Source organism: Mycolicibacterium wolinskyi (genome assembly GCF_002101965.1).
Lineage (GTDB): Bacteria > Actinomycetota > Actinomycetes > Mycobacteriales > Mycobacteriaceae > Mycobacterium > Mycobacterium wolinskyi.
The window spans coordinates 1-26,163 of record NZ_LQQA01000029.1 but is presented as its reverse complement, the minus strand read 5'-3'; the positions used below and the strand labels follow the sequence as shown (position 1 = coordinate 26,163).

The 26,163-nt window shown below is 66.2% G+C and carries 27 protein-coding genes; 17 read left to right on the top strand and 10 right to left on the bottom strand.

Annotated elements, in window-relative coordinates; translation table 11 throughout:
* The first annotated feature begins 36 nt into the window (after nucleotides 1-36).
* The 3 genes from AWC31_RS21410 to AWC31_RS21400 all read left to right on the top strand — a co-directional run bounded on the left by AWC31_RS21410 (nucleotide 37) and on the right by AWC31_RS21400 (nucleotide 1,941).
* Nucleotides 37-351 carry a GNAT family N-acetyltransferase gene (locus AWC31_RS21410; protein WP_085146002.1) on the top strand — a complete coding sequence of 105 codons (315 nt, stop codon included), beginning with the start codon at nucleotides 37-39 and terminating at the stop codon, nucleotides 349-351.
* Between the two features lie 60 nt (nucleotides 352-411).
* Nucleotides 412-831, top strand: coding sequence for a carboxymuconolactone decarboxylase family protein (locus AWC31_RS21405; protein WP_085146337.1), 420 nt, complete (start codon nucleotides 412-414; stop codon nucleotides 829-831).
* A gap of 138 nt (nucleotides 832-969) precedes the next feature.
* Nucleotides 970-1,941 carry a phosphotriesterase family protein gene (locus AWC31_RS21400; protein ID WP_085146001.1) on the top strand — a complete coding sequence of 324 codons (972 nt, stop codon included), beginning with the start codon at nucleotides 970-972 and terminating at the stop codon, nucleotides 1,939-1,941.
* A gap of 20 nt (nucleotides 1,942-1,961) precedes the next feature.
* Here the strand turns inward: AWC31_RS21400 and AWC31_RS21395 are convergent, their stop codons facing one another.
* The gene (locus tag AWC31_RS21395) at nucleotides 1,962-3,080 is read right to left on the bottom strand and encodes an acyltransferase family protein (protein WP_234816967.1); all 1,119 of its coding nucleotides are present in this window, start codon (nucleotides 3,078-3,080) and stop codon (nucleotides 1,962-1,964) included.
* 215 nt (nucleotides 3,081-3,295) lie between these two features.
* On the opposite strand from AWC31_RS21395, the gene pgfA reads away from it, so the two are divergent.
* Nucleotides 3,296-4,492: a cell envelope lipid trafficking protein PgfA gene (gene pgfA, locus AWC31_RS21390; RefSeq protein WP_067848413.1), complete on the top strand. Its 1,197-nt coding sequence runs from the start codon at nucleotides 3,296-3,298 to the stop codon at nucleotides 4,490-4,492.
* 17 nt (nucleotides 4,493-4,509) lie between these two features.
* Complete coding sequence (locus AWC31_RS21385; RefSeq protein ID WP_085145999.1) at nucleotides 4,510-6,189, top strand: MmpA family trehalose lipid delivery protein; 1,680 nt, start codon at nucleotides 4,510-4,512, stop codon at nucleotides 6,187-6,189.
* Nucleotides 6,190-6,674: 485 nt separating this feature from the next.
* Here the strand turns inward: AWC31_RS21385 and AWC31_RS21380 are convergent, their stop codons facing one another.
* Nucleotides 6,675-7,835 carry a glycosyltransferase family 4 protein gene (locus AWC31_RS21380; RefSeq protein ID WP_085145998.1) on the bottom strand — a complete coding sequence of 387 codons (1,161 nt, stop codon included), beginning with the start codon at nucleotides 7,833-7,835 and terminating at the stop codon, nucleotides 6,675-6,677.
* Between the two features lie 33 nt (nucleotides 7,836-7,868).
* Between AWC31_RS21380 and AWC31_RS21375 the strand changes: the two genes are divergently transcribed.
* Together AWC31_RS21375 and AWC31_RS21370 are read left to right on the top strand one after the other, a co-directional pair.
* Complete coding sequence (locus AWC31_RS21375; RefSeq protein ID WP_085145997.1) at nucleotides 7,869-8,633, top strand: class I SAM-dependent methyltransferase; 765 nt, start codon at nucleotides 7,869-7,871, stop codon at nucleotides 8,631-8,633.
* A gap of 55 nt (nucleotides 8,634-8,688) precedes the next feature.
* Entirely contained in the window at nucleotides 8,689-10,164 is a 1,476-nt protein-coding gene (locus AWC31_RS21370) for an aldehyde dehydrogenase (RefSeq protein ID WP_085146336.1), read from the top strand.
* A 59-nt stretch (nucleotides 10,165-10,223) separates the two neighbouring features.
* On the opposite strand, the gene AWC31_RS38155 is transcribed toward AWC31_RS21370, so the two are convergent.
* The 4 genes from AWC31_RS38155 to AWC31_RS21355 all read right to left on the bottom strand — a co-directional run bounded on the left by AWC31_RS38155 (nucleotide 10,224) and on the right by AWC31_RS21355 (nucleotide 12,747).
* Nucleotides 10,224-10,358, bottom strand: coding sequence for a hypothetical protein (locus AWC31_RS38155; RefSeq protein WP_264051771.1), 135 nt, complete (start codon nucleotides 10,356-10,358; stop codon nucleotides 10,224-10,226).
* Nucleotides 10,359-10,419: 61 nt separating this feature from the next.
* Nucleotides 10,420-10,944 (bottom strand): dihydrofolate reductase family protein, encoded by a 525-nt coding sequence (locus AWC31_RS21365; protein ID WP_085146334.1) that lies wholly within the window; start codon nucleotides 10,942-10,944, stop codon nucleotides 10,420-10,422.
* Nucleotides 10,944-11,852, bottom strand: a complete 909-nt coding sequence (locus tag AWC31_RS21360) for a helix-turn-helix domain-containing protein (RefSeq protein ID WP_085146335.1) — start codon at nucleotides 11,850-11,852, stop codon at nucleotides 10,944-10,946. The genes AWC31_RS21365 and AWC31_RS21360 overlap by 1 nt, the downstream gene beginning before the upstream one ends.
* A 64-nt stretch (nucleotides 11,853-11,916) precedes the next feature.
* The gene (locus tag AWC31_RS21355; RefSeq protein WP_165766016.1) at nucleotides 11,917-12,747 is read right to left on the bottom strand and encodes an arylamine N-acetyltransferase family protein; all 831 of its coding nucleotides are present in this window, start codon (nucleotides 12,745-12,747) and stop codon (nucleotides 11,917-11,919) included.
* 79 nt (nucleotides 12,748-12,826) lie between these two features.
* Here AWC31_RS21355 and AWC31_RS21350 point away from each other — a divergent pair, with 79 nt between their 5' ends.
* From AWC31_RS21350 to AWC31_RS21330, 5 genes are all read left to right on the top strand, one after another.
* The gene (locus AWC31_RS21350; RefSeq protein ID WP_085145995.1) at nucleotides 12,827-13,084 is read left to right on the top strand and encodes a ribbon-helix-helix protein, CopG family; all 258 of its coding nucleotides are present in this window, start codon (nucleotides 12,827-12,829) and stop codon (nucleotides 13,082-13,084) included.
* Complete coding sequence (locus tag AWC31_RS21345; protein ID WP_085145994.1) at nucleotides 13,071-13,502, top strand: type II toxin-antitoxin system VapC family toxin; 432 nt, start codon at nucleotides 13,071-13,073, stop codon at nucleotides 13,500-13,502. The genes AWC31_RS21350 and AWC31_RS21345 overlap by 14 nt, the downstream gene beginning before the upstream one ends.
* A gap of 93 nt (nucleotides 13,503-13,595) precedes the next feature.
* Complete coding sequence (locus tag AWC31_RS21340; RefSeq protein ID WP_085145993.1) at nucleotides 13,596-14,405, top strand: 1-acyl-sn-glycerol-3-phosphate acyltransferase; 810 nt, start codon at nucleotides 13,596-13,598, stop codon at nucleotides 14,403-14,405.
* A 6-nt stretch (nucleotides 14,406-14,411) separates the two neighbouring features.
* The gene (gene fadD12 / locus AWC31_RS21335) at nucleotides 14,412-16,028 is read left to right on the top strand and encodes an acyl-CoA ligase FadD12 (protein ID WP_085145992.1); all 1,617 of its coding nucleotides are present in this window, start codon (nucleotides 14,412-14,414) and stop codon (nucleotides 16,026-16,028) included.
* On the top strand, nucleotides 16,021-17,214 hold the full coding sequence (locus AWC31_RS21330; protein ID WP_085145991.1) for an alpha/beta hydrolase: 1,194 nt from the start codon (nucleotides 16,021-16,023) through the stop codon (nucleotides 17,212-17,214). Before fadD12 ends, AWC31_RS21330 begins: the two co-directional genes overlap by 8 nt.
* Nucleotides 17,215-17,216: 2 nt before the next feature.
* Here AWC31_RS21330 and AWC31_RS21325 read toward each other — a convergent pair whose 3' ends face one another.
* Both AWC31_RS21325 and AWC31_RS21320 read right to left on the bottom strand, forming a co-directional pair.
* Nucleotides 17,217-18,047, bottom strand: coding sequence for a CbbQ/NirQ/NorQ/GpvN family protein (locus tag AWC31_RS21325; RefSeq protein WP_085145990.1), 831 nt, complete (start codon nucleotides 18,045-18,047; stop codon nucleotides 17,217-17,219).
* Entirely contained in the window at nucleotides 18,034-19,212 is a 1,179-nt protein-coding gene (locus tag AWC31_RS21320) for a spirocyclase AveC family protein (protein ID WP_085145989.1), read from the bottom strand. The genes AWC31_RS21325 and AWC31_RS21320 overlap by 14 nt, the downstream gene beginning before the upstream one ends.
* A 102-nt stretch (nucleotides 19,213-19,314) precedes the next feature.
* On the opposite strand from AWC31_RS21320, the gene AWC31_RS21315 reads away from it, so the two are divergent.
* Entirely contained in the window at nucleotides 19,315-19,917 is a 603-nt protein-coding gene (locus AWC31_RS21315; protein ID WP_085145988.1) for a TetR/AcrR family transcriptional regulator, read from the top strand.
* On the opposite strand, the gene AWC31_RS21310 is transcribed toward AWC31_RS21315, so the two are convergent.
* The gene (locus tag AWC31_RS21310; protein ID WP_085145987.1) at nucleotides 19,914-21,056 is read right to left on the bottom strand and encodes an amidohydrolase family protein; all 1,143 of its coding nucleotides are present in this window, start codon (nucleotides 21,054-21,056) and stop codon (nucleotides 19,914-19,916) included. The two genes, AWC31_RS21315 and AWC31_RS21310, sit on opposite strands and share 4 nt — an antisense overlap.
* Nucleotides 21,057-21,070: 14 nt before the next feature.
* A complete protein-coding gene (locus AWC31_RS21305; RefSeq protein WP_085145986.1) occupies nucleotides 21,071-22,525 on the bottom strand; it encodes an aldehyde dehydrogenase in 1,455 nt (484 codons plus the stop codon).
* A gap of 118 nt (nucleotides 22,526-22,643) precedes the next feature.
* Between AWC31_RS21305 and AWC31_RS21300 the strand changes: the two genes are divergently transcribed.
* From AWC31_RS21300 to AWC31_RS21285, 4 genes are read left to right on the top strand one after another with little or no spacing between them, the layout of a single operon-like run.
* Entirely contained in the window at nucleotides 22,644-23,915 is a 1,272-nt protein-coding gene (locus AWC31_RS21300; RefSeq protein WP_085145985.1) for an aromatic ring-hydroxylating oxygenase subunit alpha, read from the top strand.
* Entirely contained in the window at nucleotides 23,912-24,241 is a 330-nt protein-coding gene (locus tag AWC31_RS21295) for a hypothetical protein (protein ID WP_067848473.1), read from the top strand. The genes AWC31_RS21300 and AWC31_RS21295 overlap by 4 nt, the downstream gene beginning before the upstream one ends.
* Nucleotides 24,238-25,476 (top strand): metal-dependent hydrolase family protein, encoded by a 1,239-nt coding sequence (locus AWC31_RS21290; protein ID WP_085145984.1) that lies wholly within the window; start codon nucleotides 24,238-24,240, stop codon nucleotides 25,474-25,476. The genes AWC31_RS21295 and AWC31_RS21290 overlap by 4 nt, the downstream gene beginning before the upstream one ends.
* A gap of 32 nt (nucleotides 25,477-25,508) precedes the next feature.
* Nucleotides 25,509-25,961, top strand: a complete 453-nt coding sequence (locus AWC31_RS21285) for a MarR family winged helix-turn-helix transcriptional regulator (protein WP_067848479.1) — start codon at nucleotides 25,509-25,511, stop codon at nucleotides 25,959-25,961.
* Nucleotides 25,962-26,163: the final 202 nt, after the last annotated feature.

The following is a 26,163-nucleotide window of genomic DNA, read 5'->3' as shown; positions in this document are numbered from 1 at the left end:
CCAGGCCGCGCGGTCGGCTGCGGCATAGTGGGAGCCATGGCTGAAGTTCGCGATATCCCCGACGCCCGCCAGTACGAGATCACCGTCGACGGTGAACACGCCGGTCTGATCGACTACGTCGACACCGAAGGCCAACGGATCCTCTACCACACCGAAATCGACGACAAGTTCGGCGGCCAGGGGCTGGCCGGCACGCTCGTCGAGCAAGCCCTGGCCGACACCAGGGCGGCAGGCAAGCGCATCGTGCCGGTATGCCCGTACATCGCCAAGTACGTCAAACGCCACCACGACTACGACGACATCCTCGACCCCGTCACACCCGATGCCCTCGCCGCCGTGAAGGCGCGGTAGGGCTGACGGGTGCCCGATCGCATCTACATCGACAAGCAGACTCCGTCGGTCTACCAGGCAATGGTCAAGGCCAGCACCGAGATACGCACCCAGGGCAAGGCTGCGGGTTTGACGCGAAAGACGCTCGAACTCGTCAACATCCGGGTGTCGCAGATCAACCGCTGCCTGTTCTGCCTCGACCTGCACTCCCATGCGGCGCTGGAGGCCGGTGAGACCACGCAGCGCATCGCGGTGCTGCCCGCCTGGCGGGAAACCGACCTGTTCGACGAGGCCGAGCGGGCCGCTCTTGAGATCGCCGAAGCGGTGACCCTCGTAGCCGACGGCCACCTGTCCGACGAGCAGTACGCCAGTGTGCGCAAACACCTCACCGACGACCAGGTTTCGGTGCTGATCTATTCGGCGATCACGATCAACGCGTTCAACCGGATCTCGATCATGAGCAGACATCCGGTGCGCCGCAGGAGTCCAATCCCGGGGTGATCCCGTGCTGCGCAACGGTTTTCAACGTAAGGAGCCCGACAATGGCCCCGCGCCCGCCTCGCACGAGCGAGTGGGCGGACTGATCCAGGCTTTTCGGAATTGCCACCCGAAAATCGAGACCGTCCTAGCATCGGCCAGGTGCCGACTGTAAAAACCGTCAGCGGAACCATCGACACGGCCGACCTCGGTGTCACGCTCATGCACGAGCACGTCTTCATCATGTCGACCGAGCTCACCCAGAACTACCCGGAATCGTGGGGTGACGAGGCCGGCCGGGAAGCCGACGCGATCGCCCGGCTCAACGAACTCAAGGCGCGCGGCGTCGACACGATCGTCGACCTCACCGTCATCGGGCTCGGCCGCTACATCCCGCGGATCGCCCGCATCGCCGCCGCGACCGACCTCAACATCGTCGTCGCAACCGGGCTCTACACCTACAACGACATCCCGATGACGTTCCACTTCCGCGGGCCGGCCATGGGCGGGTCTGAACCGATGACTGAGATGTTCGTCCGCGACATCGACCACGGCATCGCCGACACCGGGATCAAGGCCGCAATCCTCAAGTGCGCCACCGACGAACCGGGCGTCACACCCGGTGTGGAACGCGTACTGCGAGCCGTCGCGCAGGCGCACCGCCAGACCGGCGTGCCGATCTCCACCCATACGCACGCGGCGACCCGCCGCGGTCTGGAGCAGCAGCAGATCTTCGCCGATGAAGGCGTCGACCTGTCGCGCGTGGTCATCGGCCACAGCGGTGACACCACCGACATCGGCTATCTCGAAGAGTTGATCGCCAACGGCTCCTACATCGGCATGGACCGGTTCGGTATCGACGTGTTCCTACCGTTCGCCGAGCGCGTGCAAACCGTCGCCACGATGTGCGAACGCGGGCACGCCGACCGGATGGTGCTCTCGCACGACACCTGGTGCTACTTCGATGCGCTGCCCGACGAGATGACCGGTAAAGCGCTGCCCAACAGCCATTACCTGCACATCCACAACGATGTGATCCCCGCGCTCAAAGACCGCGGCGTGACCGACGAGCAGATCAACACGATGCTCGTCGACAACCCACGCCGGATCTTCGACCGGAAAGGCGGATACTGACATGCCTGACCGCGACGACCTCATCGCGCGGCTGGCGCAGGTTCCGGCTCCGGGGTAATCGAACTGTCCAACGGCGGGACCGGCTGCTTGCGCCGGTATTCCCACCGCCGCAGCGCCTCGCGACACGGTGATTCCACCAAGGCGTAGCTCACCGCGGCCAGAGCGAACCCGAACACCGTCGTCAACACCAGGACCACCAGCATGCGGCCGTTGAACAGGAATTCGCCGAGCATCGGGAACACCATCGCCAACGCGGCGAGGTGCCAGACGAACAGCCCGTAGGACCAACGTCCCAGCGTGACCATGACCGGGCTGCCCAGAATGCGATGCGGCGTGTCGGGGTGATCGAGCACGAGCGGGGCAAGCAGTGCGCCCGCGACCACGGCGCCCATCGCGGTCTTCAGTGTCACCTGGCCGACCGAACCGGGATGCAGACCCTCCAGGCCGGCCAGCGGTGAGGCCGCGATGCCGAACGCGACGGCCGCGATGACGGCCATCAACACGCGGCGCCGGGCCAGGCGATGTACCCATCCGAACGGGCTGACGGTCAGTTCGGCCAGCACCATGCCCGCGGCGAACCACGAGAAGAACGCGGGCGGCCAGTTCCACGGGTTGAGGCCCGTGGTGCCGTCGAACGGGATGCGCACCCACAACAGGCTCAACGCGGCGACCGCGATGATCACCCCGATGCGGGCGCGCACCGGCAGCCGGCGCGCGAAGAAGGCCAGTAGGGGCAGCGCGAGGTAGAAGCTGACCTCGACCGACAGGCTCCACATCTGTGTCAGGCCGGCCGTCAGGGTCAAGGGCACGTAGATCTGAGTGAGGCTCAGATTGGCCAGCCACACCGTCAGATCGGCCTTGGCCTCCGGTAACAGCAGCAGGATCACGACGACCGCAACCAGGTAGCCGGGCATGATGCGCACGATCCGCGACCGCAGGTAGTGGCCCGTCGGCGGGCGTTCGCGCAGTCCGCGGGCCGCGGCGGCGTGGCCACGCCACAGCAGGAACCCCGACAACGCGAAGAACACCGCGACCGCGAGGTCGAACCGGCCGAAGATGCGGCCCGTGATGCCCCCGGTGTGACCAGTCTGAAAGGCCACGTGAGTGAGCACGACGCCCATCGCCGCACAGGCGCGCATGCCTTCGACCGCCGGCAGGAAACTACGCGTGCCGCCGACCGTCGACTCTCCGGTGGTCACGGCGACCAGTGTGCCGGGCGGGCGCACCCACGCCAAACTGCGGGTTAATGCACACAGCCGGATGCCGTCGTAGTAAGTGATGGCCTTAAATAGTGCTGTTAGGGTCGAACGGGTTTGCCTCAGGACGAGTTGGCCCACACCGAAGGAGGCCCGGTTTGAACCGCGCTGTGGCGCTGCGTATCGCGGCATGCGGACTCATGGGGTTGGGTGCTGCCCTGCTGATCGCCGCACTGTTGCTGACGACGTACACCAAGAGCAAAATCGCCAAGATTCCGCTCGACATCGACACGACGCTGGTCAGCGACGGAACCGCAACCGCCTTCGATCCGGCATCGCTGACCGCTGAGAAGTTCTCGATCGACCGGAACGTTCCGGTCGCGTTGCAGCAGCAGATCAGCGTCGAGGCGCCGTCGAACGCCGAAGTGGTGACGCTGCAGGTGGGCAGCTCGCTGCGCCGCACGGACCGCCAGCAGGACAACGGCCTGCTGTTGGCGATGGTCGACACCGTCACGGTGAACCGGAACTCGGCGCTCGCGGTGTCCAGCGAGAACAACCCCGGCGGTGCGGTGCAGAAACCGCGCGCGATCGAGGACGAGAAGCCGCCGACCAACATCGCCCTGCCGCACGAGGGCCTGACCTACCGGTTCCCGTTCGACACCGAGAAGAAGACGTATCCGTTCTTCGATCCGATCGCCCAGAAGCCGTTCGACGCCAACTACGACGGCGAAGAAGACGTCAACGGGCTCACCGCCTACCGGTTCATCCAGAACGTCGGCTACGACGCCGAAGGCAAATTGGTAGAGCCGGTCAAGTACTCATCGCTGTACGAAGACGACGCTGACTCGTCGGTGACCGCGCGAGCCGAGATGTGGGGCGTGCCCGGTGAGCCGGACGAGTCGATCACGATGGACCGCTACTACGCCGCGCAGCGCACCTTCTGGGTCGACCCGGTGTCGGGCACCATCGTCAAGGCCGAGGAGCACGGCTACCAGTACTACGCGCGCGAGGCCCTCAAACCCGAGGTGACCTACGTCGACTACAAGGTCACCTCGACCGAGGAAACCGTCGAATCCCAGGTCTCGGCCGCACAGGACGAACGCGACCGGGTGGCGCTGTGGACGCGGATCCTGCCGATCACGTTCACCGCGCTCGGCCTGATCGCATTGGTCGGCGGCGCAGTCGTGGGTTCGTTCGCGGTGCGGGCGGAGTCGACGCTGATCGACCCCGGGCTCGACACCGCCGACCACGGGTTCTTCGACACCCAGGGCATCCAGGTACCGGGTGCGGAGGCCAAGACCGAGAAGCTGCCCGCGCAGCGACCGTCTGACCTGCCTCCGGACCGACCGATCTGAGCCGGCGCTCCTTCCTCCTGCCTGCGTACGCGCTGGCACTGTCGTTATTGGTGACGGCCCCGCTGCTGGCACCCGGATATCTGCTGTTGCGCGACGCGGTGTCGACACCGCGGTCCTATCTGACCGACGCCGCGCTCGGCTTGTCCGAGGCCGCGCCGCGGGCCCTGCCGCAGGACTTCTTCGTCGCGCTCACGTCGACCGTGATCGACGGCGGCGTGGTGGTGAAAGTCCTGTTGGTGGCCGCGCTGTGGCTCGCGGGCTGGGGCGCGGCCCGGCTCGTATCGCTCGTGGTCCCACCGGCCGGGCTCGCCGGCCAGTTCATCGCGGCCACGCTGGCCATCTGGAATCCCTACGTCGCCGAGCGGCTGCTGCAGGGCCATTGGAGCCTGCTGGTCGGCTACGGCTGCCTGCCCTGGGTGGCCGCGACGGTGGTGCGGATGCGGACCGACGGCTTTACGTGGCGTGCGGCGTTCGGGCTGGCCTTCTGGATCGCTCTTGCCGGTCTGACGCCGACCGGGCTGATGATGGCCGCCGCGATCGCGCTGACCTGCGTTGCCGTACCGGGCGACGGCTGGCAGCGGTGGCGGGTCGCGGCGTGCGGTGTTGGATTGGCGGTGCTGGCCGCGGTGCCGTGGCTCGTGGCCGCGGCCGTGGGGGGTGCGGTTTCGTCGTCGCCCGATCCGGCTGCCGGTGTGCATGCGTTCGCCGCACGCGCCGAACCGGGTTTGGCGACGCTGGGCAGCCTGGCGAGCCTCGGTGGCATCTGGAACAGCGATGCCGTCCCTGCCTCCCGCGCGGGACTTTTCGCGGTCGTGGCCGCCGCGGTGCTGCTCGGAATCGTCGCGCTCGGCCTTCCGGTCGTCCTACGCAAGCCCGCGGCGGTGCCGTTGCTGGTGCTCGCGGCGTTCGCCGTGCTCATGCCCGCGGCGATGGCCACGGGGCCGGGTTTGGCCGTCGTGGAATCCGTGACGCGTGCGGTTCCCGGTCTCGGGGTCGTGCGCGACGGGCAGAAGTGGGTCGCGCTGGCCATGCCCGGGTATGTGCTGGCGGCAGCGGCGGCCCCGCAGGCGTTGCAGCGGCTACGCGTGCCGGCCGGTGCGGCCGCGGCGGTGTGCTGTGCCGCGCTCATCGCGGTGCTGCCCGACCTGGCCTGGGGTGTCGGCGGCACGGTCGCCACCGTGCAATACCCATCCGGCTGGGCTGCCGCGGCCGACGTGATCAACGACGATCCCCGCCCCGTCGCGGTGTTGCCGCCCGACAGCATGCGGCTGTTCTACTGGGCAGGCGCCGCACCGGTGCTGGACCCGCTGCCGCGCTGGGTGCGGGCCGACGTGCTGACCACTGGCGACCTGTTCATCGGCGGTGAGATCGTGCCCGGCGAGGGAGCACGGGCCCGCGAGGTCCAAGATCTGCTGCGGACGGGCGCCGATCAGCAGACGCTGGCCGATGCCGGCGTCGGCTGGCTGGTGGTTCAAACCAACGGCATCCCGTCGAATCTGCCGTTGCCGGTGGCTTACCGCGACGGTGATATCACCGTGCACCGCATCGGCGGCTCGGCGCCGGCGGCGTCCGGCCGGCCGCTGATGATCGCCGCGCATCTTGTGTGGCTGGGGGTGTTGGCGGCGGGCGCGCTCGGCATGGTGATCACGGCGCTTCGAGGGCGGCGCGTGCGCGATGCCGTGGCGGCCACCCAGTGAGGTGCCGGCCTGCCCGCCTATGAGCGACAATGTCGCGGAAACCACCTCGGGTGCAACGTCTTTCACTTGAGCCCCACGGCGTGAGCAACATCGGTCACTCTGACCTCACGGGCCTTATCGGTAACGCAAATTCGGCTGTCCACCTATCAGCGACAATGTCGCGCGCGGGGTTATTGCATTCGCGGCCGGAGCCTCTGGAGTGCCATCTGTCGCTACGCCGAGGACTCCAGTCAGTATGTGACAGCAGCCCTAGGCGTAGACGCCACCCCGAATACCGTTGGCAATCAGCGTCATCCATTGCCCACCTCTCCAGCGACAAAGTCGCTCGTAGGCGGGCACGTAACCGCTGAGGCTGCTGTTGCGCCAGTCGACTCCTGTGGCCAATCAGCCCAAAACTGGTGTGGCCAGCGGGACAACCGATGCAGCAGAGGCGATTTCAGCGACATTGTCGCTCACAGGCGGGCAGACCCACACCTCGGCCGAACTCAGACCAAACCGCTGACGAAGCGCCCATCGCGAACCGACTCAAGCACGCTACGCATCGCGTCCGCGCTTTGCGCCCAGGAGAACTCGTCGCTGCGCGCCTGGGCCTTGCTGCCCAGCTGCGCGCGCAGTACCGGATCGGTCAGCAGCTGCCGAAGCCCGGACACCAGACCGTCGCCATCGTCGACCAGCAGCCCGGTGACGCCGTCGACGATCGAGTCCGTCAACCCGCCCGAGGAGCGGTAGCCGATGGTGGGCACACCGTGTTGAGCGGCCTCGGTGACCGCGAGCCCCCAGCCTTCTTTGCGGGACGGCAGCACGTGCACCCAACTCTGCTGCAGCACACGATGTTTCGTGACGTCGTCGACGTGGCCGTGGAACGTGACGGCGTCGGCGATGCCGAGCAGGTTGGCGTGGTCGACGAGGCGCTCCTGCCACCAGCCACCGCCCAGGATGTCGAGACGTAGGCCCGGGATATCGTCCCGCAACTGCGCGACGGCCTCAAGGGCATCCTCGATCTGCTTGTGCGGCACCAGCCGCGAGAGCACGACGATCCGAGGGGTCTGCGAGCGGGGCAGCTCGAGCGTCTGCTCGGGTGCTTCGTCAAGTCCGTTGCGCACCACGGCGATACGGCCGGAATCGACGCCGAGCTCGTTGAGATCGCGCGCCGATGGCAACGACACCGTGACGTACTGGTTGCGGCGGTGCAGGCGCGGCGACAACTTCGACTCGACGAACCAGCCGACCCGGCCCATCACGGGTCCGGCAACGGGCCACAACTCGCGGTGGCAATGGTGTACGAGTACCGCCACGCGCCGGCCGAAAGCCAGCCGCGCAAGAAAGGGCAGGCCGTTCTGGGTGTCGACGACGACGTCGGGCCGCGACCGGCGCAACGGCCCGAGGCCGATGCGGGCCAGCACCATCGCCAACCCGGCCCAGATGTACACCGAGTAAGGGCCGCCGCCGCGGCTGATCCGCACCCCGTCGACGATCTCTTCGCGTGCCGCCCCTGGATAGCGCGCGGTGCGCAGTGTGACGTTCATGCCTTCTTTGGCCCACTGCGCGCCGATGCGCTGCACGTAGGCTTCGCTGCCACCGCCCTGCGGGTGCCCGGTGTCGCGCCAGCACAGCAGCAGGACGGACGAGATGGGCGCAGCGGACATCGTGTTGAGAGTACCGGCCAGTACGTTGGGCGAGTGAATCCGACCGACCGCTTTGCCCGCCGCGCGACTTTGCGCCGGTCGGTGCGGTTGCTGTCGCAGTTCCGCTTCGAGCAGACCGCGCCGGCCCGTTTCTACGGGGCGCTGGCCGACGACACCGTCGCGATGGTGGCCGACCTGTGGACCGGAGCGACCGGCAACGCCGCCACCGGCCGCACGGTGCTCGACGTGGGCGGCGGGCCGGGTTACTTCGCATCGGCCTTCGAGGCCGCGGGCATGCACTACATCGGCGTTGAGCCTGATCCGCGTGAAATGCACGCAGGTCCGGCGGGAGAGCCGGGGGCAGGGACGTTTGTCCGAGCGTCCGGGACGGCACTGCCGTTCGCCGACGCCAGCGTCGACATCTGCCTGTCGTCGAACGTCGCCGAGCACGTGGCGCAGCCGTGGCGGCTGGGCAACGAGATGCTGCGGGTGACCCGCCCCGGCGGTCTTGCGGTGTTGTCCTACACGGTGTGGCTCGGTCCGTTCGGCGGTCATGAGATGGGTCTCACCCACTATCTGGGCGGTGCACGAGCGGCCGATCGCTACGCCCGCAAACACGACCACCGACCCAAGAACGACTACGGATCGTCGTTGTTCGCGGTGTCGGCCGCCGACGGGCTGGAATGGGCCGCGAGCACCGGATCGCTGATCGCCGCATTTCCCCGCTACCACCCACGATGGGCATGGTGGATGACGTCGGCGCCGGGGTTGCGGGAGTTCATGGTGAGCAATCTGGTGCTCGTTCTAGGGCCCCGGTAGACCGCCCAACTGGAACAGGTTCTCGTTTCACCGAAATCTGGGTAGTGTGACGCTCATGACACAGAGTGTGGATGTCGCCAAGACCGATTACGACAAGTTGTTCATCGGCGGCCACTGGGTCGAGCCGTCGACCTCCGAGATCATCGAAGTCTTCTCCCCCGCCACCGGCGAGAAAGTCGGCCAGGTGCCGCTGGCCGCCGAGGCCGATGTCAACGCCGCGTGCGCCGCGGCCCGCAAGGCGTTCGACGAGGGCCCGTGGCCGCGGATGTCGCCCGCCGAGCGCCAGGCCGTGCTGGCCAAGACCGTCGAGCTGGTCAACGAGCGGGCCGACGAGTTCAAGCACCTGCTCAAGCTGGAGACCGGCCAGCCGCCGACCATCGTCGACATGATGCAGTTCGGCGCGGGTGTGTCCGGCCTGCAGTACTACGCCGGTGCGGCGGACAAATTCGCGTGGAAGGACATTCGCGACGGCATCTACGGCCAGACCATGGTGCTCAAGGAGCCCATCGGCGTGGTCGGCGCGGTGATCGCCTGGAACGTGCCGTTCTTCTTGGCTTGCAACAAGCTCGGCCCGGCGCTGCTCGCGGGCTGCACGGTCGTGCTCAAGCCGGCCGCCGAGACCCCGCTGACCACCAACCTGTTTGCCGAGGTGTTCGCCGAAGCGGGCCTGCCCGAAGGTGTGCTGTCGGTCGTGCCCGGCGGTGTGGAGACCGGCCGCGCCCTCACCAACAACCCCGAGCTCGACAAGTTCACGTTCACCGGGTCGAGCGCGGTCGGCAAGGAGATCGGCAAGATCGCGGCCGAGAAGCTCAAGCCCTGCACGCTTGAGCTGGGCGGCAAGTCGGCAGCGATCATCCTCGAAGACGCCGACCTGGATTCGACGCTGCCGATGCTGGTGTTCTCCGGGCTGATGAACAGCGGGCAGGCCTGTGTCGGTCAGACCCGCATCCTGGCGCCCCGGTCGCGCTACGACGAGGTCGTGGAGAAGCTCGCGGCCGCTGCCGCCGGGATGCAGGCCGGGCTGCCCGACGATCCCGCTTCGATGATCGGCCCGCTGATCAGTGAGAAGCAGCGTGAGCGCGTCGAGGGCTACATCAAGAAGGGCGTCGAGGAGGGTGCCCGGATCGTCACGGGTGGCGGCCGGCCCGAGGGCCTGGATTCGGGTTGGTTCGTGGAGCCGACGGTGTTCGCCGACGTCGACAACTCGATGACCATCGCGCAGGAGGAGATCTTCGGGCCCGTGCTGGTGGTGATCCCCTACGACACCGAGGACGACGCGGTGCGCATCGCCAACGATTCGCCCTACGGCCTGGCCGGCAGTGTGTACACGACCGATTTCGGCAAGGCCATGGAGATCGCGTCCAAGATCCGCACGGGCACGTACGCGGTCAACATGTACGCGTTCGACCCGGGCGCTCCGTTCGGCGGGTACAAGAACTCGGGCATCGGCCGCGAGAACGGTCCCGAGGGCATCGAGGCCTACACCCAGGCCAAGAGCGTGCTGCTGCCGTTCGGTTACACGCCGGAGTAAATCCGCGAGCATGAGAAGGTGCTCATCTTCGGCTCCTGAGCCTCATGCAGCGACCGGAGTTATGGAAGGTCCTGACGGTCGGTCTGGCATTGGCCGGCCTGCGATTCGTCGGCGCGGGCGCCGCGTTCGCCGACGGCCGTCGCGGCCCCGGCGATCACCAGGGCCGCGATGGGTATCAGGATCGTCGTGCGCACACCGTCAAGCCTGCGGGTGGTGAGTCTCCCGTCGGTGAGACGTAGATGAGAACGCTCTCATCTACGTCGGCGTCCAGCGAGCGCACACGAAGTCGCCGTTGACCGCCGATTCCGCCAGAACCCATTCCGAGCGGATCGGCAACACCCGCGAGCCCGCCCCGAGAGAACACGGCGTGTAGCTGACGATCATCTCGTCGATCAGGCCGGCCGCGACGAACTGCGCCGCGATGTCTCCGCCACCGACGACCCAGACGTCCTTGCCCGCGGCGGCCGAGACCAGCTTGGGGTGCAACTCGGTGATGTCGCCTTCGAAGACCTGCACCGGATGGCCCTCGACGATGATTTGCGGCCGATGGGTCAGCACCCACGTCGGCTGGTCGTACGTCCATCCGTCGGTGTCGTTCTTGACGATCCACTCGTAGGTCGCCGACCCCATCGCCAGTGCACCGATGGTCTTGATGAAATCGTCGTAGCCGAAGGGGCCGCCCTGGTCGATGTTTCGCGTGAGCAGCCAGTCCAGGCTGTCGTTGTCGTCGACGATGTAACCGTCGAGGCTTGATGCGGTGTAGTAGACGGTTTTGCTCATCAGTCCCTTCTCATCCATTCCAGTGGATCACCCCGGTGCGTGTCGATGCCGTGACGAACGAGCATCGCGCGGGCCAGCCCGCGCCGGTGCGCCGAGTAGTTCAGTACGTGCGCGACGATGCCGTACAGCTGAAACGATTCCGGCGGATCGCACAGTGCGTCGATCACCGTATCGGCCAGCCTGCCCGCCGCGGCATGTTCGGAAATCACTGTGGTCCACCGCTTTCCGATCACCTCGTGGTGGGCGGCAAGTTGTTCTGCGGTCGCCTCCGCAGTCGTCGTGCGCGGCGGGAAGTCATGGCCTTCGATCGTGGCCAGCCACACTTCTTTCGTCCACACGATCGTGCCGAGCACCGCGGCGACACTGGGTTCGGGACCGTCCCAGTCCAGTACCACCTGACCCGGTGAAATCTCCTGTCGCCATTGAGTTTCCGTGAGCGCCGCGGCCTGCTCGATCAGATACCCGGTGTCGGCGATGTCGTGGACGAGCATGAACTGCGCGATGTCAGGCCCGGAACCGCCCGCACGGCCGTCACACCACAACGAGTGCGGCGGGTGGAAATGCACACCGTTCGGTGCGGCCAAACGGAATCCGACGGCGCTCGCCCGCGACGGCGGCACCCCGAACGCCCGTCGAAACGCCCGCGAGAACACCTCCGCCGACGACCAACCCTCGGCGGCGGCGACCTCGGCGACACCCTCACCTTGCCGAAGCCGCCACGCGGCACGTTCCAGCATCACGCGCCTGCGTAACGCGGCCGGTGGTTCACCGGTGAGTCGGCGTACCTCCCGGGAGAAGTGAAATTCCGAAGCGCGACTACTGCGGGCCATCTCGCCGACGCCGGCGTTGTCATCGGCCACCACCGCGTCGAGCAACTCCCGCAATCGGTCCCGTCCGTTCGGCTGCACGCTCACATTCACCGAGTATGGTCGGCCGCCGCCGCCAGGAACATGACTTTTCCTGCTGTCTGTCTCAGGTGTCGAGCACCTCGTCGACGCGGGCCTTGAGGTCGACGTGCGCACCGAGGTCGGTCAGATCGATCCCGAATCGGCCTTCGAGCGCGTCGAGCACCTGGCCGGCGGTGTCGAAGCGCACCCGCTCGGTCTCACCGCGGCTGTGGATGGCCAGATTGCGACCACGTAGGTTGATCCTGGCGTCGTCGGTGATCAGGGCGGCCGTAAGTCCGACGACGAAGATCGACTCGGGATACGTTGACACGTACCAACTCCCGACTTCGAGATCGATGCGCGGGCGGGGTTCGGTGGTGAACGTGTACAGCGGCTTCCAGTCGCCGCGGATCTGCGCCTGCAGCACGAGCCCGTCGCCGTGTTCGAGGAGCTGATACGGCTCGTGGCGCGTTTCCTGGACCGGTCCGGCCGCCAACCGGATCGGCGAGGACAGTGTCTGACCGCCGAATCCGACGTCCACCAGGTAGCGCTCGTCCTCGCCGGGCACCGTCACGGCGAGGACGTTGTGGGTCTGTGCGGGAAGCGGCGCGTCAGGCTCTTTCATCCACACCACGCGGCCGGCCAGGCGATCGACCCCGAACCCGAGCTGTTCCAGCACGTAGCCCAGCAGGCCGTTGTGCTCGTAGCAGTATCCGCCGCGGCGGCGGTCGACGAGCTTGTCGTGCAGCGCCCCGTAACTCAGGTCGACCACCGGTATGCCCAGCAGCGGGTCGAGGTTTTCGAACGGGATGGACCGGTTGTGCGCGGCCACGATTGCACGCAACGTGTCGAGGTCGGTGCGCGCCGGTCCCGCGAAGCCGATCCGCGCGAAGTATGCGGTGAGGTCGGTTGCCATGCGCACCATCGTGCGACCTCAACGGCAGTTCAGGTCAACCAGGCATCTTTATGCCTGGTGCTGAAGCTAATATGACAGCATGCGCACCACCATCCGGATCGACGACGAGCTCTACCGTGAGGTGAAGGCTCGCGCGGCGCGCTCCGGGCGAACAGTCGCGGCTGTTCTGGAGGATGCGGTGCGACGTGGGCTCGAGCCGGCCGCGCACCAAGACCGGCCTCCCTACGCCGTCCGACCGAGGGGCTCCGGCGGGCTTCGGCCAGGTATCGACATCGCCTTCAACAGCACCGTCGCCGAGGCAATGGACGAGAGCGCATCGTTCGATGCTTTGCGTTGACGTCAACGTCCTCGTCTACGCCCATCGACCCGACCTACCGGAGCACGCCGACTACCGGTCACTGCTCGAGCGGATCGCCAACGGCGATGAGCCACTTGGGTTGCCCGACATCGTGCTCAGCGGGTTTCACCGCGTGATCACCAATCGCCGTGTCTTCACCGAGCCCACAGATCCACAGCAAGCATGGGAGGCGATCGACGCGCTCGTCGCGGCACCCGCGGCACTCACTTTGCGCAGCGGCGAGCGGCATTGGCAGCTGTTCCGGCAACTCTGCGAAGACATTGCGGCACGTGGCAACGATGTCCAGGACGCGTACGTCGCCGCCTACGCACTTGAGAACAACGCCACGTGGCTCAGCGCTGACCGTGGGTTTGCCCGCTTCCGTCGATTGCGCTGGCGCCATCCGCTTGACCAATAGCACCCATAGCAACCTGCGGTTTTGTGAAAGTTCGAGCGTTACCTGGGTACACTGCAAAACTAGAACACGTTTCAATTCGTATCAGGGGGACTTGTGGCCGCCACCGACATCGATCCGTCCGAGATCACCAAGTGGGACCCGGGCCTGACCGAGAAGGTCATGGGCTGGCTGCGGCCGCTGATCAAGGGCTACCACCGCGCGGAGGTGCGCGGCCTGGAAACCTTCCCCAACGGCGGCGCCCTCGTGGTGTCGAATCACTCGGGCGGGCTGTTCCCGATGGACGTGCCGGTGTTCGCGACGGGCTTCTACGAGAAGTTCGGGTACGGCCGCCCGGTGTACACGCTGAGCCACGACATGCTGATGACGGGGCCCACCGCGGACTTCTTCAAGAAGACCGGATTCATCCGCGCCAACCACGAGAACGCCGACGAGGCGCTGCGCTCGGGCGGCGTGGTAGTCGTATTTCCCGGCGGCGACTTCGACGTCTACCGGCCCACCCTGGCGGCCAACAAGATCGACTTCGACGGCCGCACCGGATACGTCAAAGCCGCACTCAATGCCGGTGTGCCGATCGTTCCGATGGTCGGGATAGGAGGACAGGAAGCCCAGCTCTTCCTGTCCCGCGGCACCGCGGTGGCCAAGGCGCTGGGCCCGATCGCCCGGATGGCCCGCACCAAGATCGTGCCGCTGTCGTTCGGTTTTCCGTTCGGGTTGTCCGCGGTCGTGCCGCTCAACGTGCCGTTGCCCACCAAGATCGTGATGAAGACACTTCCGCCGGTCGACATCGTCACCGAGTTCGGTGAGAACCCCGACATCGACGAGGTCGACGCACATGTCCGCCATGTGATGCAGCGGGCGCTGGACGAGCTCGCGGAAGAACGCCGCTTCCCGGTGATCGGCTGATCCGCGGTGGGCCCGCTCGACCGCCTGACCGACGCCGTCGGCCTGGCCACCACCATGCGCCGGGCCGGCTTGATCGCGGTGATGCGGCCCGACAAGTATCTGCGGATCGCCGCGGCGATGGCCCGCGAGAACATGGGCGTCACATCGGGTTTCGCGAGCGCGGCCCAGCGGTGCCCGGATCAGCCGGGTCTCGTCGACGAACTCGGCACGCTCACGTGGCGCCAGATCGACCAACAGGCCGACGCGTTGGCCGCCGGACTGCAGGCGCTGCCGGGTGGTGCACCGCACGTGCTGGGGATCATGGCGCGCAATCATCGTGGGTTCGTGCTGTCGTTGATCGCCGCCAACCGCATCGGCGCTGACGTACTGCTGCTCAACACCTCATTCGCCGGACCGGCCATGGCCGAGGTGATGAGCCGAGAGAAGGTCGACGCCGTCATCTACGACGAGGAGTTCACCGGAACTGTCGATCAAGCACTTGCCGGGCATCCGGACACGGCCCGGATCGTCGCCTGGACCGACACCCGTGCACACGAGAAGACCGTCGCCAAACTCGTCGAGCAGTTCGCGGGCAAGCAGCCGCGCCGGGCGTCCGAGAAGAGCCGCGTCATCCTGCTGACCTCGGGCACAACCGGAACACCCAAGGGCGCCAAGCATTCCGGCGGTGGTCCCGAAGTGCTCAAGTCGATTCTGGACCGCACGCCGTGGCGCGCCGAGGAGCCCGTCGTCATCGTGGCGCCGATGTTCCATGCGTGGGGCTTCTCCCAGTTGGCGTTCGCGGCGTCGATGGCCTGCACGATCATCACCAGGCGCAAGTTCGACCCGGAGGCCACGCTCGAGCTCGTAGACCGGCACCGCGCCACCGGGTTGTGTGTGGTTCCGGTGATGTTCGACCGGATCATGGAACTGCCCGACAACGTGCTGCGCCGCTACGACGGCCGGTCGCTGCGGTTCGCCGCCGCGTCAGGGTCGCGCATGCGTCCCGATGTGGTCATCAAGTTCATGGACCGCTTCGGCGACGTCATCTACAACAACTACAACGCGACCGAAGCCGGGATGATCGCCACGGCGACGCCTGCCGATCTGCGGGCCGCGCCCGATACCGCGGGAAAACCCGCCGAGGGCACCGATATCCGGATCCTGGATCCCGATCTCCGCGAGGTCCCGACCGGGGAGGTGGGCACGATCTACGTGCGTAACTCGACGCAGTTCGACGGATACACCTCGGGTACGACGAGAGATTTCCACGACGGCTACATGTGCTCGGGCGACGTCGGATATCTCGATGAGGCCGGCCGGCTGTTCGTGGTGGGCCGCGACGACGAGATGATCGTCTCGGGCGGCGAGAACGTATATCCCATCGAGGTCGAGAAGGTTCTCGCCGGCCATCCCGAGGTTGCCGAGGCCGCGGTGATCGGCGTCGACGACGAGCAGTTCGGGCAGCGGTTGGCGGCGTTCGTCGTGCTGTCCGGTGCGGTCACGGTCGACGCGCTCAAGGCCCACGTGCGGGAAAACCTCGCCAATTACAAAGTGCCACGCGAGATCACCGTTCTCGATGAACTGCCCCGCAACAGCACCGGCAAGATCGCGCGCCGCGAACTGCAGGACCGGGTCGATGGCTAGACCACTGCTGTCTGCGGCCGCGGAGTTGCTCAACGCGGTCAACGCGGTGAAGCCGCTCGGCCGCAAGGGCTACACCACCGTCGCGGCCTTCGCGTTCGGCTGGCCGACGTCGGAAAACGCACCACTGATCACGACGGTGTCGGTTGTCGACGCCCTGCGTCGCGGTATCCGCGGCGACTACCGGTCTGCACAGGGCCGGATCTCATTGGCGCTCAAGGCGATTTCCTGGGCTTTGTTGTATCTCATCCATCGTCGCGGGTTGGCCTCGCAACCGTATTTCGAGGATCCGCTGCGCACCGCGCTCGGTGCCGACTACGCGGTGGCACCGCGGCCACTGCGGCGCGGCGAGGTGTGGTCCACGTCGTGGAGCAGGCGCCGCTACGCGCAGAAGACCGTGCATTACGGCCCGCACCGGGCGAACCTGGCCGACATCTGGATGCGGACCGACCTGCCGCGCGACGGCAAGGCGCCGGTGCTCCTGCAGGTACCCGGCGGCGCCTGGATGATCGGGATGCGCCGCCCGCAGTCCTATCCGCTGATGAGCCACCTCGCCGAGCAAGGCTGGATCTGCGTGTCGATCGGGTACCGGATCAGCCCACGCCACCCGTGGCCCGATCACATCGTCGACGTCAAGCGGGCACTGGCCTGGGTCAAGGACAACATCGCGTCGTACGGCGGCGATCCCGAGTCGGTTTGCATCACGGGCGGATCGGCAGGTGGACATCTGACCGCCTTGGCGGCGCTGACCCCCAACGATCCCAAGTGGCAGCCGGGATTCGAGGACGCCGATACCTCGGTGGTCGCCGCGGTGCCGGTCTACGGTCGCTATGACTGGTTCAGCACCAGCGGAACCGGGCGCTCAGAGTTCATGGAGATCCTGCAACGGCTCATCGTGAAGCTGCCGCTCTCGGGCAATCAGCAGGTGTACCGCGACGCGTCGCCCATCACGTTGGTACGCCCCGATGCCCCACCGTTTTTCATCCTCCACGGCGTCAACGACTCACTCATCCCCGTCGGTGAGGGCCGGGAGTTCGCGAAAGCACTACGCGACGCGTCCACGTCGCCCGTCGTCTACGCCGAGATCCCGCACGCACAGCACGCATTCGACTTCTTCGGCTCACCCCACGGCCACTACACCGCCGATGCCGTCGAGAAGTTCCTGAACTGGGTGTTGGCGAAGCGCTGACTTCACCGCCGTTGCGGCGCAGCCAGTTCGGCGAGGGCGGACAAGAACAGTTCGTCCATCCGCGAGCTCAGATCGGACAGCACCTCAACTACGGCGGACTGGACAGCGCCGCGCAGGCTCAGTCCTTCGGCGACGAGCCCGCCGGCGAGTATGAGCATGCGGGTGGAGGCCACCTCGCTGAGCGCCGAGCGGTCCAGCGTCCGGATCGCGTTTCCGAGCGCGACGAGCGACTCAGCAGTCGATTCGTCGATCCCGGCCTCGCGGGCGACCACTTCGGTCTCGATCTCCGCAGCCGGGAAATCGAGGCTGATCGCGACGAAGCGTTGACGGGTCGAGTCTTTGAGGCTCTTCAGGATGCTCTGGTAACCGGGGTTGTACGAGATCACCAGTTGGAATCCCGGTGCCGCCGACAAAGTGGTACCGAGCCGGTCGATGGGCAGTTCGCGACGGTGATCGGCCAGGGGATGGATGACGACGGTGGTGTCCTGGCGTGCTTCGACGATCTCGTCGAGGTAGCAGATGGCACCCTCGCGAACCGCTCTCGTCAACGGGCCGTCGACCCAGACGGTCTCGCCACCCTTGAGCAGGAAGCGGCCCACCAGATCCGCCGACGTCATGTCCTCGTGACCCGCGACGGTGATCAGCTCCCGACCGAGGTCATGCGCCATCGCCTCGACGAAGCGGGTCTTTCCGCACCCCGTCGGCCCCTTCAGCAACACCGGCAGACCGCGGCGAGCCGCTGCCCGGAACACCTCGACCTCGTCACCGACCGCTCGGTAGAACGGCGCCGATACGCCCGGTTCGGTGATCGGCCGAAACTTACTGACCGTCATCGGTGTTCGCCCGCTGGATGGGCACGACGGGCGGGATGGTCGCCCCATCCGGCAGGACCAGTTCACCTTCGTGGTTGACGTACCCCGAACGGTGGGTCGGTACGGGAAGGTCAGGGTTCGGGCACGGCCGGTCGGTGCCCTCGCCACAGATGCCGGGGTTGAAGTACGAACGCTTCTGCACGTCCTCCGGCCACGCGTCGCCCTGCATGCCCAGCCAGGTCGCCGGCACGTTGTAGAACAGGAAGAAGCACGCGCTGACACCGCCGAAGACCGCCAGGAACCGGATGAACTGTTGTTTGACGAATCCGCCGCGGACGCGGTCGATTCCGCGTTCGACGACGGTGCGGCCCCGGTCATCGGTGAAGAAGCGCAGGCAGACCAGCGCCGTCTGGACGCCACCCCACATCAGCCCCTCGTAGATGGGCCATTGGTAGTAAGTGCCCGCGTTGAACGACAACGACTGAATGGCGCCGGGGTAGGAGTAGAAGCCGATCGGCAGGAGGATGAGCGCCTCCATGATGAAGTCGAATACGAACGCGATCGCGTAGGTGACCAACACCAGCCGCAGGTTGCTGATCCCGGGCCACCGGTTCTTGATCTTTCGCATGATCCAGCACCCGACGATGGTGAGCAGCAAGACGCCGTACGCGTAGCCGGGGATGTTGGTCAGTATCGGTTCGGGCACCGTGTGCCCCGGTTCCTCGTGCGCCACCCAGCCCGGGATGTACGGTGCCCACGAACCTTGGTTGAACAGCCACGCGTTGTACGTGCACCAGGTGCTGTAGTAGTTGAGCATCGGGTCCTGGAACATCATCAGGCCCATCGACACCAGCAGCATGCCGTCGAGCGTGATGCGCCTCTCGCGCACCCAGGGCCGAATGAGGAAGAACCACAAGGCAAACGGCAAGCCGATCCAGAGCACGACGGCGTTCGCGATCAGTGGGATCTTCATGTACAGCGGTGGTTCGCTCGGGCCGCTCGACACCGGCTCGAAATAGGGGCCGGTGACCCACCGGATGGCGACATACAGCGTCAGCACCAGGAAGGCCAGGCCAACGGTCGCCCAGATCTTGTACGCGTTCGCCGACGACGGGCCTTGCTTCTCCAGGTCGGCGATTCCGGCGATCGATTCAGTGACGGCAGGTTTCTTGGACAGATCGCTCACGACGCCTCCTGAAGTTCGCTCTCGTGGCGGTTCGCCGAAAATATACCAATCGGTATCTCAGTAACCAATAGGTATCTGAGATTCTGTGGAAGAATTTCAGTCATGGTCGAGCGGTGGACCCGAGAGAAACGCATGGAGCACACGCGCTCAGTGCTGCTCGACGCCGCCGAGGAGGTGTTCGCCGAAAAGGGTTTCGCGCCAGCCACTCTCGACGACATCGCACGCGCCGCCGGTTACACCAAGGGTGCCATCTACAAGCACTTCGCCACCAAGGAAGACCTGTTCCTGGCGGTGAGCGACCGGTATTGGCGCCGGTATTTCGACAACTTCGCCGACGTGATGTCGAGCGCGAAGCAGGTCGGCGCACGCGAACGCGACGAGATCGCCAAGCGCTGGCGCGAATTGAGCCAGGACCGCGGGGCCGAACACGCCGCCCTCGGACATGAGTTCACGCTCTACCTCCGGAGAAACCCGGAATCGCGGGAACGCGTCGCCGCCAAGCGCTCAGAGGTGGTCGACGCGCTGGCGAAGTTCATCGTCGACGGCATCGATCGCCTCGGCGGCACGCTGCTGATACCGCCCAAGACGTTCGCTCAGGTCCTCATCGCCACGAGCGACTCAGTGGTGTTGGGCAGCGAACTCGACGACGTCGACCTCTATCGGCCGATCGTCGACATGTACGTGTCAGCTATCAAGCTGCCCTAGAAGACTCGCACCTGCCCTTCGAGCACCGGTACGGTCTCCGGCAGCTTGTAAGTCTCGATTCCGTTGCGGAACATGACATTTTCGCGCGCGCGTTCCGGCAGGTGTTTGACGAGCCAGCGCGGATCGTCGAAGGTCCAGTGCGGGTAGTCGGATGAGAACAACAGGATCTTGTCGCACTCCATCCATTCGAAGGCCCGCGACAGTTCGGTCTTGTCCTCGGGATAGTCGAGGGGCTGGGTGGTGAACTTGATGTGGTCCTTGACGTACTCGCTGGGTTTGCGCTTGATGTCCATCCACGACTTGCGCGCCTCATAGATCGCGTCCATACGCCACATGAGCGGCAGGATCCAGGTGAACGCGTGCTCGACGAACACGATCCGCAGCGTCGGGAACCGGTCGAACACGCCGTCGAAGATCAGGCTCATCACCTGATTGGCCGCCAGCAGCGAGTAGGTGACCATGAAGTCGTGGTTGTAGCTCGGCAAACCCACTGGCGGGAGCGGAAGTTCGTCGTATTCGCCGCGCGACAGGTGACAGCTCACGGTGATGTCGTGTTTGGTGGCCGCGGCCCACAGCGGGTCGTATTTCGGGTCGCCCCACGACGGACGCGGCTCGGCCTTGATCAGGATCTGGGCCATGTACGGGTGGCCGGCCCACCGCTCGATCTCCTGTGCCCCGAGCTCGGGGGCTTCGACCGCAAGGCAGATCGATCCGCGCCACCGCTCGTGCCAGTTGTTGTGACTGTCGAGCCAGTGATTGGCCTGCCAATCGTTGAGCGCGCAGTTCATGGCGTGGTTGGCCTCGGGAATGTGCGCCGAATACGCCGCGGGCTCAAGGATCGCGATGTCGGCCCCGGCTTCCATGATCAACTGTCGGAACGCGAGATCGGGATCGCTGCCCGCGAATTCGCCGTCGGATGGGAACGTATCGGTGCGCATCGCGTAGGCGTGGGCGTAGTCGGGAGCGTCGTAGTAGATCAGCTCACCGACGTCGTGCGTGCCGAAATACCTGCTGCGCCAGGGCTCGGGGATGTATTCGCCGAGCACACCGCGGCGCGGCACGGGATGCACGTCGGAATCGACGCAGCGAACGGCGATGCGTTCGGCGGCCGGTGTCCGGTGCGAAGCTATTGCGGTCATGGTCTCCCTCTCGTTCAACCGGCGACGGCGATGGACTTGGTCTCCACGTAGCCGTCGAGACCTTCGCGGCCGAGCTCACGGCCGTAGCCGCTGTCCTTGACACCGCCGAACGGTGCGAACGGATCCATTGTGTACCCCTGGTTTACCCCAAAGGTGCCGGTTCTCACCTGTTCGGCGATTCGTATCCCGCGATCGGTGTCGGCGGTCCACACCGACCCGGCCAGCCCGTAGTCGGAATCGTTGGCGATCGCGATGGCGTCGCGCTCGTCCTCATACGGGATGACGGTCAGCACGGGACCAAAAATCTCATCACGGGCGATGCGCATCGAGTTGTCCGCAGCGGCGAACAACGTCGGCTGCACGTACCACCCGGTGTCGACTCCCGTCGGCAGGTCGGTTCCGCCGATCACCAGGCGGGCACCCTCGCGCCGGCCGAGTTCGATGTAGTCGCGGACACGCTGCTGTTGCCTGCGGGACACCAGTGGGCCGAGTTCGGTGGCCGGATCCGCGGGATCGCCCACTTTGAGCGCCGACATCCGAGCCGCAAGGGCGTCGACAAACTCCTCCTCCCGCGCGGCAGGCACGACGATGCGGGTCAGGGCGTTGCAGATTTGCCCACTGTTGGACAGGCTCGCCGAGCGCACCCCGGCGGCCACCGTCTCGGGATCGGCGTCGCCGAGAACGATCGCGGCGGACTTGCCGCCGAGCTCAAGGCTGACCCTTGTCAGATTGGCCGCACATGCCGTGGCGACCGCACGGCCCGCGCTGCTCGACCCGGTGAACGAAACCTTGTCCACGCCGCGATGGCTTGCCAGGTGCGCACCGACGGCCGCGTCACCCGGCACGACGGTGACGACACCGTCCGGCAGCCCGATCTGCTCGATCATCTCGGCGAGCAGCAGCGCGTCGAGCGGCGACTCCGGCGCAGGCTTCAGCACGACGGCGCATCCCGCGAGCAGCGCGGGCACGAGCTTCGTCATGATCAGGAACTGCGGCATGTTCCACGGCACGATGGCCGCGACAACACCGACCGGTTCCCGGCGAATGCGCACGTCGGCACCGAAGAAGCCCGGCCGCGCCTCCTGCCACGGGTAGGCCTCGGCGACATCGCAGAACGCCGACATCATCATGGTCGGCAAGCCGACCTGGGCACGCTTGGCGAAGCTGATCGGCGCACCGATCTCCGCGGAGATGAGCTGGGCCATCTGCTCACGTCGCTGCGAATACAAGTCGGCCAGGCGTCGCAGCGCGGCTATGCGCTCGTCGGGTGGAAGCCGCGGCCATGGTCCCCGATCGACGGCCGCGCGTGCGGCCGCCACGGCCGCGTCGACGTCGGCAGGCAGCGACGCCGCCACCCGGGCGATGGGCTGCTCGGTGTGCGGTGACACCACCTCGATCTGGTGCGGGTGGCCACCGTCGAGCGACCAGTCGGCCTCGATGCCGATGTACTCCCCCAGATGTTGATCCATCCGGATCCTCCCGCCGTCGTCCTTCCAGTATGGGCGGTGACAGCATGCATTATCAACTACTTGTCATTATCGGGATGAGCCGATACGGTCGGCCCAAGTCATCGGGACAGGAGTAGCGATGCCACGTTTCCCCAAGCCGCCAGAAGGCAGTTGGACCGAGCATTACCCCGAGTTGGGCACCGGCCCGGTGTCCTACGAGGACTCGATCAGCCCGGAGATCTACGAGCTCGAGCGCGAGGCGATCTTCAAACGGGCCTGGCTCAACGTCGGCCGCGTCGAACAGCTGCCACGCAAGGGCAGCTACTTCACCAAGGAACTCCCGGTTGTCAAGACGTCGATCATCCTGGTGCGCACCGCCTCTGGCGAAATCAAAGCCTTCCACAACGTCTGTCGCCACCGCGGGAACAAACTGGTGTGGAACGACATGCCGCGCGAGGAGACCCGCGGCGTGTGCCGCCAGTTCACCTGCAAGTACCACGCCTGGCGCTATGACCTCGACGGCAACCTGACGTTCGTGCAGCAGGAAGAGGAGTTCTTCGACCTCGACAAATCCCGCTACGGCTTGGTGGAAGTGCACTGCGACGTGTGGGAAGGGTTCATCTTCGTCAACTTCGCCAAGACTCCCGATCAGTCGCTGCGTGAGTTCCTCGGGCCGATGATCGTTGGGCTGGAAGGCTATCCGTTCGACAAGCTGACCTCACGCTGGCACTACCGCTCCGAGGTCAACGCGAACTGGAAGCTCTACATGGACGCGTTCCAGGAGTTCTACCACGCACCGGTACTGCATGCGAACCAGTCACCGACCGCGTATTCGAAGGCCGCGGCCGAGGCCGGATTCGAGGCACCGCACTATCGCCTCGAAGGCCCGCACCGGCTCGTCAGCACATCGGGCGTGCGAGCCTGGGAGATGTCGGCCGAGATGCGCAAGCCGATCGAAGACATCTGCCAGAGCGGGCTTTTCGGCCCGTGGGACAAACCCGATCTCGGGCCCATGCCCGAAGGCCTGAACCCGGCGAAATGCGATCCGTGGGGCCTGGATTCGTTCCAGCTGTTCCCGAACTTCGTGATGTTGTTCTGGGGCCAGGGCTGGTATCTCACCTACCACTACTGGCCGACGTCGTACAACACACACGTCTTCGAAGGCACGCTGTACTTCCCGCAGCCGCGCACCCCGCGCGAGCGCATCGCCCAGGAGTTGGCGGCTGCCTCCTTCAAGGAATACGGCTTGCAGGACGCCAACACGCTCGAGGCCACCCAGACGATGATCGAGTCGCGCGCAATCTCCGAGTTCGTGCTCAACGATCAGGAGATCCTGCTGCGGCACCTGCACAAGGAGACCGCGGCGTGGATAGCCGACTACCAGAACCGCATATCGGCGGTGGGGGTGTGAGCGCCGTGCTGCCAACCGAATTCGCCGACCTCGAACCGTATTCGGAGTGGTGCCTGTCCACCGAACGACAGCGCTACGCCAAACGGTTGGCCAGCTCGATGACGGAGATGCAGGCGTTCTACGACGCGATCACCGCGCGCGCCGAGGAAGCTATCGCGTACTGCGACAAGTTCCCCCTCGACGATCTGCCCGACGACGTCCTGGCGCTCATGCACATGCTGTATTCGATGATCACCGTGTCGTTCCCGGTGGAGTGCTGGAAGCAGCCGCGGGTCCCCGATTCCGGTGCCACCTGGCTGGACTGCGACTTCGAGCCCGTGCCGTGACGGTCGTCCTGCGCGCCGCGCGGTGGGCCGACGTAGAGGCCGGGCAGGTGTGCACACCGGCCGACATCGTGGTCGACCGCAACCGCATCACGGCGGTGAATCCCCCAGAGCTGCCGTCCGATTCGACAGTGATCGACCTCGGTGACGTCACGTTGCTACCGGGCCTGATGGACATGGAGCTCAACCTGCTGATCGGCGGGCCGGGTGGCCCCGAGGGGCTGCCCACGCCCATGCACGGCGTGCAGGACGATCCGGCGTATCGCACCCTGCGCGGTGCGGTCAACGCGCGTACGACGCTCGACGCCGGATTCACGACCGTGCGCAACCTCGGGCTGATGGTCAAGACCGGTGGATATCTGCTGGACGTCGCATTGCAGCGGGCGATCGATCAGGGCTGGCACGCCGGGCCGCGCATCTATCCGGCCGGGCACGCGGTGACACCGTACGGCGGGCACTTGGACCCGACGGTGTTCCAGCGGCTGGCGCCGGGGATCATGCCGTTATCCGTGGCCGAGGGCATCGCCGACGGGGTGCCCGACGTCATCGCGTGCGTGCGCTACCAGATCCGGCACGGGGCCAAACTGATCAAGGTGTCCGCGTCGGGCGGGGTGATGTCGCACAGCACCGCCCCGGGCGCCCAGCAGTATTCCGACGCCGAGTTCGCGGCCATCGCCGACGAGGCGCACCGCGCCGGGGTCCGGGTGGCCGCGCACGCCGTGGGTGACACCGCGATCCAGGCCTGCATCCGCGCCGGCATCGACTGCATCGAACACGGCTTCCTCGCGAGCGACGAGACCATCCAGATGATGGTCGACCACGGCACCTTCCTGGTCTCCACCACCTACCTCACCGACGCCATGGCGATCGACCGCATCGCACCCGAACTGCGCAAGAAGGCGCTCGACGTGTTCCCGCGTGCGAAAGCCATGCTGCCCAAGGCGATTGCGGCCGGCGTCCGCATCGCGTGCGGTACCGACGCGCCGGCGATTCCGCACGGCCAGAACGCCAAGGAACTGTGCGCGTTGGTCGAGCGCGGGATGACTCCGATGCAGGCGATCCGCGCGGCCACCGTGGTTGCCGCCGAGTTGATCGACGCCGACGACGAACTCGGTCGGCTGGCGCCCGGCTACCTCGCCGACATCATCGCCGTCCCCGGTGACCCCTCGGAAGACATCTCCACCACACTCGACGTCTCATTCGTGATGAAGGACGGCGTAGTGCACAAAGCGGCCTGATCACGCGATACCGTCGTGGTGAAGGGACGGACATGGAACTCACCGACAACATCCTGTGGCTGCTCAAGCAGGCCTTCTACTTCTCGCTGACCACCGTCAACGATGCGGTCAGCGACCACGGCGTGAGCACCGCACAGATTGGTGTGCTCAGACAGCTGGCGAACGAACCCGGCCTGTCCGGAGCCGAGCTGGCCCGCCGGCTGCTGATCAGCCCGCAGGGCGTGCAGCTGGCCCTCACCGCCCTCGAGAAGCGCGGGCTCGTCGAGCGCAAGCAGAATCCCCAGCACGGCCGCATCCTGCAGGCGTTCCTCACCGATGAGGGACGTTCGGTCGCCGCGGCAGTGGTCGCCGATGCGATCGCCGCCCACGAGAAGGTGTTCGGCGTTCTCACCGCCGAGGAGCAGAAGACGCTGCGTGAGCTGTTGAGCCGCGTGGTCGAAAAGGGCACGGGCCACGAATTGTTCGACGACCACGTCGAGCACTGAGCCGCCGTCTGCCGGGCCGTTCGCGCCGTTCGCGCTGAGGGTGCGGTTTCATCCGCGACCCGCCGCTCAGACTCAAGTGGTGGCTGCAACACCTTGATTCGAAGGGTGTTGCTTTTATGGGTTTCCAGACGGGGTTTCGTGGTCGTGGTGTACCGCCGGGCGGCGGGTTGGCAGATTGGGTGCGGGAGCGGTTCTGGGAGGC